Origin of the sequence: Brevibacterium sp. S111 (genome assembly GCF_004745075.1) — a bacterium.
Classification (GTDB): Bacteria; Actinomycetota; Actinomycetes; order Actinomycetales; family Brevibacteriaceae; genus Brevibacterium.
Genome location: NZ_RHFH01000006.1, coordinates 156,205 through 168,018, shown reverse-complemented (window position 1 = coordinate 168,018; position 11,814 = coordinate 156,205). Strand labels below are relative to the sequence as shown.

The window sequence follows — 11,814 nt, the reverse complement described above, 5'->3', positions numbered from 1 at the left end:
GCACATGCGTATCGCCAGATTTGTGCATCAGGACGAACCCAAATACGGAGTCGTCGAGGGAGACGTGCCGCCGATCACCGACGGCAGCTGGGACACCTCGGGACTCGAACTCGCCGTCCTCGACTCGGACCCGTTCTTCTCACCGGCCCAATCGACGGGGGAGAGGCTGAAGCTCGACGATGTGCGTCTGGTCAGCCCCATCCTGCCGCGCTCGAAGGTCATCGGCGTCGGCCGCAACTTCGCCGACCACGCCGCCGAACTCGGCAACGAAGTACCCGTATCACCGCTGACCTTCTTCAAACCCAACACCGCGGTCATCGGTCCCGGCGACCCCATCCGTCTGCCGGCCGTCAGCGAATACGTCTCCTATGAGGCCGAACTCGCGGTCATCATCGGCCGCGTCGCCAAGGGTGTGAAGGCCGAGAACGCCCTCGACCACGTCCTCGGCTACACGGCCGGCAACGACGTCACCCTGCGCGACGTCCAGAAGGCCGACAAGCAGTGGTCGCGAGCGAAGGGCTTCGACACCTCCTGCCCGCTGGGCCCGTGGATCGAAACCGCACTCGACATCGACGATCTGAACATCCGCTCCTGGGTCGATGGAGACAAGAAGCAGGACGGCACGACCGCCGACTTCATCTTCGACATCCCGACTCTCATCGAACACCTGTCGGAGACGATCACCCTGCTGCCCGGCGATGTCATCCTCACCGGAACACCGGCCGGAGTCGGCCAGATCGTGTCCGGCAACCGCGTCGACATCGCCATCGAGGGACTCGGCGTCCTGTCGAACCCCGTCATGGACGCCTGAACCGCGCCACCGCGCACCGACTCACACACCACCGACTCACACCCGAGAAGAACACGCAAAGGACAATCGTGAGCGTCACAGTTCGTTTCTGCCCATCACCCACCGGCACTCCGCACGTCGGCATGGTCCGCACAGCCCTGTTCAACTGGGCTTACGCCAAGCACACCGGCGGCAAATTCGTCTTCCGCATCGAGGACACCGACTCCGCCCGTGACTCTGAGGAGAGCTTCGGCCAGGTCGTCGAGGCCCTCAAATGGCTGGGCCTGGACTGGGACGAAGGCATCGAGGTCGGCGGCGTCAACGGACCCTACCGTCAATCGCAGCGCGGTGAGATCTACGCCGATGTCATCGCCAAGCTCAAGGCCGGCGGCCACATCTACGAGTCCTACTCGACGAACGAAGAGGTCGAAGCCCGGCACAGAGCCGCCGGGCGTGACCCGAAGCTCGGCTACGACGGCTTCGACCGGGACCTGACCGACGAGCAGAAGGACGCCTTCCGCGCCGAAGGCCGCGAGCCGGTGTGGCGCGTGCGCATGCCCGATGAAGACATCACCTTCACCGACCTCGTCCGCGGTGAAATCACCTTCAAAGCCGGCACCGTGCCCGACTTCGTCGTCGTCCGCGCCACCGGGCAGCCGCTGTACACCCTGGTCAACCCCGTCGACGATGCACTCATGGGCGTCACTCATGTGCTCCGCGGTGAGGACATCCTGTCCTCGACCCCGCGCCAGATCGCGCTCTACGAACATCTCAAAGCGATCGGAATCGCCGAGGCGACCCCCGAGTTCGGCCACCTGCCCTACGTCATGGGCGAAGGCAACAAGAAGCTGTCCAAACGCGACCCGGAATCGAACCTGTTCCTCCACCGCGACAACGGCTTCATCCCCGAGGGCCTCATCAACTACCTCGCGCTGCTCGGCTGGTCGATCGGGCCCGACCGCGACATCTTCAGCGTCAAGGAATTCACCGAAGCCTTCGACATCCACGATGTCCTGCCCAACCCGGCCCGCTTCGACGTGAAGAAGGCCACCGCCATCAACGCCGACCACATCCGCATGCTCGAGACGGATGACTTCCGTGATCGACTGGTGCCCTACCTTCAGGCCGCCGAGGTGCTGCCGGAGACGCCGACGGATGCTCAGCTGGCGATCCTCGACCAGGCGGCACCTCTCGTGCAGACCCGGATGAAGCTGCTCGGCGAAGCCCCGGACCTGCTTGCGTTCCTCTTCACACCCGACGCGGATCTCGTCATGGCCGAAGACGGGCTGAAGACGCTCAAAGACTCTGCTCCCGAAGTGCTCGCCGCTTCGCTCTCGGTCCTCGAAGGACTCGAGGAATGGACGACGGAGAAGCTCGAGGAAGTGCTCTCGGCGAAGCTCGTCGATGAGATGGAGATCAAGCCGCGCCTGGCCTACGGTCCGCTGCGCGTGGCCGTGTCCGGCCGCAAGGTCTCCCCGCCGCTGTTCGAGTCGATGGAGATCCTCGGCAAGGACTCCTCGCTCACCCGCCTCAAGGCGCTGGCCGCACAGCTGTGACCATGGTCGAACAGACGAACTGGGCCCGCGGGGGACTGCACTTCTCCGATATCGTCATCGACGCGCCCTTCGACCATTTCGGACGGTCGGGCGATGCACCGGGGACGGCCGCCTCGGCGGGTGCCACCTCGGGCGGGATGACCTCGGCGCCGGTCAACCTGCCGCAGACGCTGACCGTGTTCGCACGGATCATCGCGACCGAGCCGGCGAGCACCAAGCCCTATCTCGTCTTTCTGCAGGGCGGACCCGGCGTCGAGGCCCCGCGGCCGGTGACACCGGTGAGCCCCGGCAGCTGGGTGGCCCGGGCGCTCGAGGAATTCCAGGTCGTCATGCTCGATCAGCGGGGGACCGGCCGCTCGAACCCGATCGGCTCGGTCGACGGGACGATCACCGGGTTGGAGTCCGTCGGCGATGACCCGGCCGCGATCGCCGAGGCGCTCTCGTACTTCCGAGCCGACTCGATCGTCGAGGATGCAGAGGTCCTGCGCGGCCACCTCGGCGTGGAATCCTGGTCGCTGCTCGGCCAGTCCTTCGGGGGTTTCACCACCCTGCGGTACGTCTCAGCGCACGCGTCTTCGCTCGACGAGGTGTACTTCACGGGCGGTCTGCCGGCGATCGGCCTCGACCCGGCCGCCGTGTACGGGCGGACGTGGGAAGGCATGATCGGCAAGTCTGAGCAGCACTATCGGACCTTCCCCGGCGACCGGGAGAAGATGCGTCGTCTGGTTGATCTCGCGTCGGCCGGCGAGGGCATCGCCCTGCCCGGAGGAGCACGCGCGACGCCCGAGCGGATCCGTCTGCTCGGGCACTTCCTCGGAGCCTCCGACGGACCGGAGAAGCTGCACTATCTGCTCGACCTCGATCCCGCCTCGGCGGCGTTCCGGCACGATCTGGCCGCGTCCCTGCCGTTCTCGGGACGCAACCCGCTCTACGCGGTCATCCACGAATCGTGTTGGGCCGACGGCACGGTGACGAACTGGGCCGCGCGACGGGCGATGCCCGACGCCGTCGCCGAGGATCCCACTCTGCTGGCCGGCGAACATGCCGGGCCCGAATCCCTCCACGAGGATCCCGAGCTCGCGCCGTTCGCCGAGGTGGCCGACCTCGTTGCCGTTCGTCAGTGGCCGAGGCTCTACGACGTCGATGCGCTGCGGGCCGCCGAGGTCCGCGGTGCTGCGGCGGTGTACTACGAGGACGCCTACGTGCCCGTGGAGCACTCGCTGGCCACTGCCGAGCACCTTTCCGGGGTGCAGGCGTGGGTGACGAACGAGTACGAGCACAACGGGCTGCGAGCCGACGGCTACCGAGTCCTCGACCGGCTCATCGGGCTCGCCCGCGGGTGAGGCCGGCGTGTTAAGAAGCTCACACTGAAAAGGAGCCCCGGAAATTTGTCGTGAGGCGGGGTGCTTGTGTAGAGTTATATCTCGTTGCTCAGGGAAAATCCCCACGGGGATGACCTTGAAAAACATTGGGCTATGGTGTAATTGGCAGCACGAGTGATTCTGGTTCATTTAGTCTAGGTTCAAGTCCTGGTAGCCCAGCGGACATCATCCGGAGGAGTCTCCAGGTGAGTTGTTCTGAGCCCCCGTCGTCTAGTGGCCTAGGACGCCGCCCTCTCAAGGCGGTAACGGCAGTTCGAATCTGCTCGGGGGTACGGTTGAGCCCCGCATCGAAGTTTCGGTGCGGGGCTCACTCTAATTCACGGGGCCTGAGCTCGGCAGGATCGCCGGCCTCCCCCGGGGCGGCGATCTGCCCGAGCTGCGGCGGCGGACTCAGCGGGAGACGGAGTCGGCGATCTTCTTCGTGTTCTCGGCCGTCTTGATGTTCGACACGATGAGCTCGAGCACGAGACGCACGCCGATGACCCACAGCGCCGGAATGATCCAGCCGAAGACGATCGAGAGGATCAGCGGCAGGACGTTGAAGCTCGGGCCGTCGTTGAAGTAGCTCGCCGTCGTACCGGCGACGACTCCCGCGCTGATGCCGGCGACGATGGTGCCGAGGTACGAAAGCGCGGCGACGATCATCGCGATGATGTAGATGAAGCCCGCCCACTTCACCGCAATGAAGTTGTCGAAGCGGATGTCGAACAGCGACTTGAAGAATCCTGCCTGGGCGGGTGCCTGCTGTGGGGCCTGCCCGTACGCGGGCTGACCGTAGACCGGCTGACCATACGCCTGCTGGTCGTAGGCCTGCTGCTGGCCCGCGCCCTGCTGATAGGCGCCGGGCTGTGAGTAGGAGCCCTGCTGGTACGACGGAGACTGGTAGGCGTTGGGATCATACGTTCCCTGCTGGTAGGCGGCCTGTTGGGCCTGGCCCTGGCCCTGTCCCTGATCGCCGGCGCCTGCGCCCTGGCTCTCGGAAAGCTGTTCATTGGGGGTGGGCTGCCCCTCGGGAAGCGGTTCATTCGGATTGGGCTGACCGCTGTTGGGGTCGTTCGGGTTCGGCTGGCCGGTGTTCGGGTCGTTCGGATTCTGAGGAGTCGACATGTTCGTCCCTTTCGCGAATGGAGAGCGGTCCGTCCGGATTGCACTCCCTGGCTATCTGCCTGTAGTCGCAACCTATCAGGGCACCCTTTCAGAGGGAACGTCGTCCGTCATGTTGACAGAGACAGGAGAAACGACGATTCAGACGGCATCCTCCGGAGCGGAGTCCGCACTCGCCGACGAGGATCCCGCGCGGGGCCGCAGGCCGATGCTCCACTCGACGGCGAGCTCGTCTCCGGGTGCGACGATGTCGAAGTCCTCGCCTGGAATTCCGGCGGCGAATGCGTTCGGCGGACAGGTCATCGGCTCGATCGCGATCGCCCGCCGGGCCAGATCCGCGCCGAGTCCATCACCGGTGCACACCTGCCAGGTGCGGAAACCAGGGTCCATCCCGATGATGACCTCACGATCGTCGGCGCCCTTGAGCCGGGCGCGTGACCATGCATCGTCCCCGCGCCGAGGCGAACCGAAGGCATCATCGAGCACCGTGTCACCGATCGTGCGCAGCGCCCGGAAGTCCTTGCACACGATGCACGCTGACTCATCGGCCACATGGTCGGCCGGGATCACCGTGCCGTCGTCGAAAGGACGGACGTCGGTCGGGATGAGCCGGTCATCGGTCTCGAGCCAGGTCGTGGCGGGAACGACCAGCTGGGCGTCGTCGACTGCGCCGCCAGAGGAGCCCGAGCCCCTGTCGCCGGGGGAGCCCGAGCCCCGGCCGCCGGAAGAGTGCGAGCCGGGGCCGCCGGGGGAGTGCGAGCCGGGAGAGATCCACGGGTGGAAACCGAAACCGAACGGAGCCCGATCCGACCCTGTGTTGAGGGCACGGGCGCGGACGCTCAGCCCCTCCTCGGCGAGCTCGTAGACGATGCGGAGTGCGAAGGCGAACGGGTAACCCTCCGCAGGCTCCAATGCGTAGTCGAGGCTGACGGTGGACTCGCAACGCTGCGTCACCGTCCACTCGACGTCGGCGACGAGGCCATGCAGAGCGGTATCGTTGCCGGGCTCGGTGATCGGAAGCTGATGATTTCGCCCGTCGAAATCGAAGCGCCCACCGGCGATCCGGTTCGGCCACGGCGCGAGCACGGCACCGTCGAAGGCCGCCATCGGCACCACGATCGGGCGATCGCCGACGGTGAAGCTGAGCAGGGCCGCACCGATGGGGGAGACGACTGCCGTGGACTCGCTGCAGACGAGTTCGATGCTGGTGGTCATAGGTCTCCGGAGTCGGCGATGGCGGTGGGAGGATTCGTTGCCGATATTCTACGCCGTCCGCCGTCGCCGCAGCGGGCGGATGTTAGCATTATGATCGAAAATGATAACTTTTGGGAGGTCTGATGCCAGCGTCGCATCGCCGGACGAATCTGTCCGATGGTCGTGAGGTCCTGTTCTTCCAGGACCCCGACTCACCAGCACCGACGATCGCCGCGGACCCCCGTCCCGACGAATCCCGGCCGGCCAGCGGCGCCCTGCGCTTCGATGTGCTCACCGGCGAATGGGTGGCCGTGGCCACGCACCGACAGTCGCGCACTCACCTGCCCGCCGCCGCCGACTGCCCGCTGTGCCCGTCGACGACCGCTCGGCCCACCGAAGTCCCGGCCGAGGACTTCGACGTCGTCGTCTTCGAGAACCGATTCCCCTCGCTGGGACCCGACCTCGGCGAGGTCCCGCCCGTGACGACCGTCGACGAGGCCCTCGCCGAGGCAGCACTCAGTTCCGGTGACACCGCCACCGGGGCCGACGCAGCCACCGCCGAATCCGTGAGAGCCGCACTGTCGGCTCCCGGGTACGGCCGCTGTGAAGTCGTCGTGTTCTCCTCCGAACACAACCGGTCCTTCGCCGAGCTCGGCACCGCCCGCGCTCGCACCGTCATCGACGCCTGGGCGCATCGGACAGCCGAACTGTCGGCCCTGCCGGGCATCGAGCAGGTCTTCATGTTCGAGAACCGGGGCGAGGAGATCGGGGTGACGATGAACCACCCGCACGGTCAGATCTATGCTTACCCGTATGTCACTCCGCACACGGCGATCACCTCGGCCCGGGCACGGCAGCATCTGCGGGCGAGCGGCCGGGCGCTGATGGGAGACGTGCTGGCCTTCGAACGCGAGTCGGGGGAGCGGATGGTCCTCGAATCCGAACACTTCTCCGCTTTCGTGCCCTTCGCCGCCCGCTGGCCGATCGAAGTCCATATCGTCCCTCACCGGCAGGTGGGCAGCCTCGACGAACTCGATGAGGTCGAACGCGACGATCTGGCTCGAACCTATCCCGAAGTGCTGCGGCGCATCGACGGCCTCTATCCGACGTCCACCCCCTATATCGCGGCCTGGCATCAGGCGCCGGTCAACAGCGACGATCGCGACGCCGAATGGCTCCACCTCGAGATCACGAGCCCGCGGAGAGCCGAAGCCAAACTCAAGTTCCTCGCCGGCTCCGAAGCGGCCATGGGGGCCTTCGTCGGCGACGTCTCGGCCGAAGAGACCGCGGCACGGCTGCGTGCCGTGCCGAGTGCGGACACCGATGCGACCGGCACGGTCGACGACTCGAACGAAGGCAGAAGCCGATGAGCAGCGCAGCAGCACCGACCCCCGAGAGCCTTTCGACGGAGTTCGAGACCCTCTTCGGATATGCGCCGCTCGGCTGCTACCGCGCGCCCGGACGCGTGAACTTCATCGGCGAGCACACGGACTACAACAACGGCTTCGTGCTGCCCATCGCCATCGACAGGGCCGTGTACGTGGCCATCGGACGGCGTCCGGCGCACAACACCGAAGAAGCCGACGACGGCGCACTCGGGCGAAACCACTCGAACGACACGGGCAGAGGAAGTGCGCAGCCGCCTCGGTGCGGGGAGAGCATTCGCATCATCTCCGACCACCGCGACGAATCGGGCGAACGCGTCAGCGGACAGTTCACGGCTGCAGAGCTGACCCCCGGAACGCTGCCCGGCTGGCTCAGCCACCCGGCCGGCGTCGTCGACGAGATCGCCAAGACGACCGGCACGATGGTCGGCGGAGTCGACCTCTACATCGAATCGACCGTCCCCGTCGGTGCGGGACTGTCGTCATCGCACGCCCTCGAAGTGGCGGTGCTCATCGCCCTCGACGAGGTCTTTGGGCTCGGGCTCGACGACCGGGAGAAGGTGCTGCTGACCCAGCGGGCCGAGAACGACTTCGTCGGCGCGCCGACAGGAATCGTCGACCAGGCCGCGTCGATCATGACCGAGGCCGGACATGCGCTGTTCCTCGACTGCCGCGACCTCAGCGCCCGCCAGATCCCCTTCGACCTCGACGCCGAAGGGCTCAGACTGCTCGTCATCGACACCCACGTCTCCCACTCGCACAGCGAAAGCGGATACGGGGCCCGGAGGAAGACCTGCGAGGACGTCGCCGCACTCTGTGGCGTCGAGAGCCTGCGGGAACTCGCCGACGATGTCGACCTCACCGGTTTCACCGAGGAGCAGCGCAAGCGGGTGCGCCACGTCCTCGCCGAGAACGCTCGCGTCCGCGCCACCGTCGAACTCCTCACAGACAGCAGATCGTCGACAGGCGCCGACCATGACGCTCGCGTCCAGGCGATCGGCGATCTGCTGGTGGCTTCTCACGAGTCCCTGGCCCATGACTACGAGGTCTCATGCGTCGAGCTCGATGCCGCCGTGACGGCGGCGCTGGGAGCCGGGGCGATCGGGGCGCGGATGATCGGCGGCGGTTTCGGCGGATCGGCGATTGCGCTCATCGACGCTGCTGAAGTCGACGCTGTCGGGCAGGCCGTGACCGCGGCCTTCGCCGAACTCGGATACCGGGCACCGGACATCTTCGCCGTCAGCGCGGGACGAGGAGCCGGCCGGTTCGAGTGACCCGGCGCCGGGCTGCCCCCATGAACCAGCAGTGAAACCGACGGATCGGCAGGCGTGATGCCTGCCGGTCCGTCGGTTTCGTCACCGGATGCGCGTGAGGAGCGCCCTCATCGCGGCTGGGCCCTGAACTGCACCAGCTGCGAACTGCAGTGTCAGTCGTTGTCCGGGGCCGCCTCGGTGCCGGTGACGTCATCGGTGGTCTCGACGATCCGGATCGGTCGCACCTTGGCCCAGGCGAGGAAGAGTGCGGCCGCGATGATGAGGCCGATTCCGGTCCACAGGTTCGCGTCGATGCCTCCCGTCCGCTCCGCCTCATCGGGAGTGAAGTCGACGATGCCGGCGATCGTGAGGACGATCCCGAAGATCCCCAGCAGCACGCCGATGAAATTGCGGATGTCGAAGGCGCCCGCGGTCTTGGTCAGTTCGTTCGAATTGCTCATTGGATTCACTGGCTCCTTCACCCGAAGGTCACGTTGAGGATGATGACGAGGACGAGCGCGGCTCCGGCCACCGGGACCGGACGCTTCCACACCGGCGGCTTCGGCTCGTTGAAGTCCTCGAAGTCGGCCTTCGGAGTCTCGGAGTAGACGAGTCCGCGCAGCTCATGGGCAGGCTTCGGTGCCGTCCGGAAGGTGACGATCACCGAGAGGAGGATATCGACGACGAAGGCCGTGCTGGCGGCGAGGAACGCCGCGCCCTGGCCCGGCAGGTCGAAGACCCCGGTCTCGCTGAGGATGAAGACCGCGACGGCCGAGAGCGTACCGCCGACCAGACCGACCCAACCGGCGGTTGCGGACATCCGCTTCCAGAACATACCGAGGATGAACGTGGCGAACAGCGGCGCGTTGAAGAAGCCGAACAGCGTCTGCAGGTAGTCCATGAGGTTGGAGAAGTTGCCGGCGATGAGCGCGGTGAAGATCGCGACGATGCAGGCGCCGATCGTGGCGAAGCGGCCGACCTTGAGGTAGTAGTCGTCCTCGCGGTCCTTGACCACGTACTGCTGCCACAGGTCGTAGCTGAAGACGGTGTTGAACGCGGAGATGTTCGCGGCCATTCCGGCCATGAATGCGGCGAGGAGACCGGCGATCGCGACGCCCAGCAGGCCGTTGGGCAGCACCTCGCGCATGAGCAGCAGGAGCGCATCGTTGTAGGTCACTCCCGTCTCGGCGGCGGCGCTGGCCTCGCCGACGGAGGCGGAGATCTCCTTGAACTTCGACAGCTGGGTGACGAGGACGGCGGCGATCATGCCGGGGATGACGACGATGAAGGGGATGAGCATCTTCGGGAATGCACCGAGGATCGGTGTCATCCGCGCGGCATTGATGCTCTTCGAGGCCATGGCCCGCTGGACTTCGACGAAGTTCGTCGTCCAGTAGCCGAAGGAGAGGACGAAGCCGAGACCGAAGACGATGCCGACGACCGAGAGCACGGGGTTGGCGAAACCGGAAAGCTGCTCACCGGGCCAGCTGCTCAGCTGCTCGGCACCGAGCATGCCGTCGTTGCTCACCTTCTCCACGAGGCCGTCCCAGCCGCCGACCCGGTTCAGCCCGATGATCGTCAGCGGCAGAAGGGCTGCGACGATGACGAAGAACTGGAGCACCTCGTTGTAGATCGCTGCGGTCAGTCCGCCGAGGGTGATGTAGGACAGGACGATGACCGCGGCGACGACGAGGGCGATCCACAGCGGCCACCCGAGCAGACGGTTGACGATCGTGCCGAGCAGGAAGAGGTTGACGCCGGCGATGAGGATCTGCGCGACCGCGAACGACAGCGCATTGACCAGGTGAGCACCCGGACCGAAGCGCTTGCGCATGAACTCCGGTACGGATCTGACCTTCGACCCGTAGTAGAAGGGCATCATGACGACGCCGAGGAAGAGCATCGCCGGCACCGCTCCGATCCAGAAGTAGTGCATCGTCGGCATGCCGTACTGAGCGCCGGTGGCCGACATGCCCATGATCTCCACGGCACCGAGGTTGGCCGAGACGAACGCGAGAGCCGTGACCCACGCCGGAAGGCTCCGGCCCGAGAGGAGGAACTCGATGCTCGAGGAGATCCCGCGTTTGGCGAACCACCCGATTCCGAGGACGAAGATGAAGTAGATCGCAATCAGCAGATAGTCGATCCACTGTGCGTCCAAGCGGATTGCTTCCAAGGTTCCTCCAACAGCGTCGGTGAATGGTCGGCTGTGGTCTGAGCCACCCAAACCGACACTTTAGAGGATTGTGAGCTTGATCGCTAGTGATCGAACCTGAACAGTTTTGATCGCTTGTCCGGGGGTGTGTCGAAGCCGGTGTCGACGGAGGCGTCGACAGTGGGTCGGAAGGTCACGCAACTTCGACATCGACGCCTGCAGACCGCAGCGCCTCGAGCGGGGTCTTCTCGCTCTTGCCGTCGGTGATGAGGTGGTCGATCTCGTCGGTGGGCACGGTGAGCACAGAGGAACGCAGGCCGATCTTCGTGTGATCGACGAGCGCGATGACGCGAGTGGCGCCGGCAGCCATGGCGCGATCCGTGTCGGCGACGGGGAAGGCGGGAGTCGAGAGACCGAAGTCCGCGGCCAGCCCATTGCCGGAGAGGAACACGGTGTCGGCGCGCAGTCCGAGCAGCTGGGAGACCGTCCCGCCGCCGACGAAGGCTCGGATGGAGTGGCGGAGGATTCCCCCGACGACGATGACCTCGTTGTCGGGGGAGGAGACCATGGCCTCGGCGACGAGGAGTGAGTTCGTCACGACTCGCAGTCCTGAGCGGCCGACGAGCTCCTTGGCCAGCAGTTCGGTCGTCGTGCCGGGGCCGAGTGCCACGACGTCGCCGTTGCGCACATGCGCCGCCGCGGCCCTGGCGATTGCGGTCTTCTCTGCCAGCGCCTGTTCGAGCTTCTCCGCATAGCTCGACTCGCGGGCACTCGATACCAGCACGGCGCCGCCATGCGTGCGGATGAGCCGCCCCTCATCGGCGAGCTGGTCGAGGTCGCGCCGGATGGTCACGGCCGAGGTGTCGAGCTTCTCCGAGAGCGAGGAGATCGATACGGCTCCATCGCGTTCGATCGTGTCGACGATGATGTTGCGTCTCTGAGCGGCGATCATGGGGCCATAGTACAGACCGCGGGCCCGGAGGAGAGTTCCTCCG

10 protein-coding genes and 2 tRNA genes are annotated in these 11,814 nt (G+C 66.1%); 7 read left to right on the top strand and 5 right to left on the bottom strand.

Features of this window, described 5'->3' with window-relative positions; all coding sequences use genetic code 11:
• Positions 1 to 4: 4 nt before the first annotated feature.
• From EB836_RS08875 to EB836_RS08855, 5 genes are all read left to right on the top strand, one after another.
• Positions 5 to 811, top strand: coding sequence for a fumarylacetoacetate hydrolase family protein (locus EB836_RS08875; RefSeq protein WP_135539529.1), 807 nt, complete (start codon positions 5 to 7; stop codon positions 809 to 811).
• A 68-nt stretch (positions 812 to 879) separates the two neighbouring features.
• Positions 880 to 2,346, top strand: a complete 1,467-nt coding sequence (gene gltX / locus EB836_RS08870; protein ID WP_135539527.1) for a glutamate--tRNA ligase — start codon at positions 880 to 882, stop codon at positions 2,344 to 2,346.
• A gap of 2 nt (positions 2,347 to 2,348) precedes the next feature.
• Positions 2,349 to 3,689, top strand: coding sequence for an alpha/beta fold hydrolase (locus EB836_RS08865; RefSeq protein WP_135539525.1), 1,341 nt, complete (start codon positions 2,349 to 2,351; stop codon positions 3,687 to 3,689).
• A 126-nt stretch (positions 3,690 to 3,815) separates the two neighbouring features.
• Positions 3,816 to 3,887, top strand: a tRNA-Gln gene (locus EB836_RS08860).
• A 40-nt stretch (positions 3,888 to 3,927) separates the two neighbouring features.
• Positions 3,928 to 4,000 (top strand) — tRNA-Glu (locus EB836_RS08855).
• Positions 4,001 to 4,118: 118 nt separating this feature from the next.
• On the opposite strand, the gene EB836_RS08850 is transcribed toward EB836_RS08855, so the two are convergent.
• Entirely contained in the window at positions 4,119 to 4,835 is a 717-nt protein-coding gene (locus EB836_RS08850) for a DUF4282 domain-containing protein (protein ID WP_135539523.1), read from the bottom strand.
• A gap of 138 nt (positions 4,836 to 4,973) precedes the next feature.
• A complete protein-coding gene (locus EB836_RS08845) occupies positions 4,974 to 6,047 on the bottom strand; it encodes an aldose 1-epimerase family protein (RefSeq protein ID WP_135539521.1) in 1,074 nt (357 codons plus the stop codon).
• Positions 6,048 to 6,169: 122 nt separating this feature from the next.
• Between EB836_RS08845 and galT the strand changes: the two genes are divergently transcribed.
• Positions 6,170 to 7,396, top strand: a complete 1,227-nt coding sequence (galT, locus tag EB836_RS08840) for a galactose-1-phosphate uridylyltransferase (protein ID WP_135539519.1) — start codon at positions 6,170 to 6,172, stop codon at positions 7,394 to 7,396.
• Positions 7,393 to 8,685 (top strand): galactokinase, encoded by a 1,293-nt coding sequence (gene galK / locus EB836_RS08835; RefSeq protein WP_135539517.1) that lies wholly within the window; start codon positions 7,393 to 7,395, stop codon positions 8,683 to 8,685. Before galT ends, galK begins: the two co-directional genes overlap by 4 nt.
• A 152-nt stretch (positions 8,686 to 8,837) precedes the next feature.
• On the opposite strand, the gene EB836_RS08830 is transcribed toward galK, so the two are convergent.
• The 3 genes from EB836_RS08830 to EB836_RS08820 all read right to left on the bottom strand — a co-directional run bounded on the left by EB836_RS08830 (position 8,838) and on the right by EB836_RS08820 (position 11,771).
• On the bottom strand, positions 8,838 to 9,125 hold the full coding sequence (locus EB836_RS08830; RefSeq protein WP_135539515.1) for a hypothetical protein: 288 nt from the start codon (positions 9,123 to 9,125) through the stop codon (positions 8,838 to 8,840).
• A 17-nt stretch (positions 9,126 to 9,142) separates the two neighbouring features.
• Positions 9,143 to 10,840 carry a sodium:solute symporter family protein gene (locus tag EB836_RS08825; RefSeq protein WP_135539514.1) on the bottom strand — a complete coding sequence of 566 codons (1,698 nt, stop codon included), beginning with the start codon at positions 10,838 to 10,840 and terminating at the stop codon, positions 9,143 to 9,145.
• A 172-nt stretch (positions 10,841 to 11,012) separates the two neighbouring features.
• On the bottom strand, positions 11,013 to 11,771 hold the full coding sequence (locus EB836_RS08820; RefSeq protein WP_135539512.1) for a DeoR/GlpR family DNA-binding transcription regulator: 759 nt from the start codon (positions 11,769 to 11,771) through the stop codon (positions 11,013 to 11,015).
• Positions 11,772 to 11,814 lie beyond the last annotated feature (43 nt).

What these genes read in the sequence shown, in the direction of transcription:
- EB836_RS08875 (WP_135539529.1), top strand. Translation starts at nt 5, where the DNA reads ATGCGTATCGCCAGATTTGTGCATCAGGACGAACCCAAATACGGAGTC.
- EB836_RS08865 (WP_135539525.1), top strand. Translation starts at nt 2,349, where the DNA reads ATGGTCGAACAGACGAACTGGGCCCGCGGGGGACTGCACTTCTCCGAT.
- EB836_RS08850 (WP_135539523.1), bottom strand. Translation starts at nt 4,835, where the DNA reads ATGTCGACTCCTCAGAATCCGAACGACCCGAACACCGGCCAGCCGAAC.
- EB836_RS08845 (WP_135539521.1), bottom strand. Translation starts at nt 6,047, where the DNA reads ATGACCACCAGCATCGAACTCGTCTGCAGCGAGTCCACGGCAGTCGTC.
- galT (WP_135539519.1), top strand. Translation starts at nt 6,170, where the DNA reads ATGCCAGCGTCGCATCGCCGGACGAATCTGTCCGATGGTCGTGAGGTC.
- galK (WP_135539517.1), top strand. Translation starts at nt 7,393, where the DNA reads ATGAGCAGCGCAGCAGCACCGACCCCCGAGAGCCTTTCGACGGAGTTC.
- EB836_RS08830 (WP_135539515.1), bottom strand. Translation starts at nt 9,125, where the DNA reads ATGAGCAATTCGAACGAACTGACCAAGACCGCGGGCGCCTTCGACATC.
- EB836_RS08820 (WP_135539512.1), bottom strand. Translation starts at nt 11,771, where the DNA reads ATGATCGCCGCTCAGAGACGCAACATCATCGTCGACACGATCGAACGC.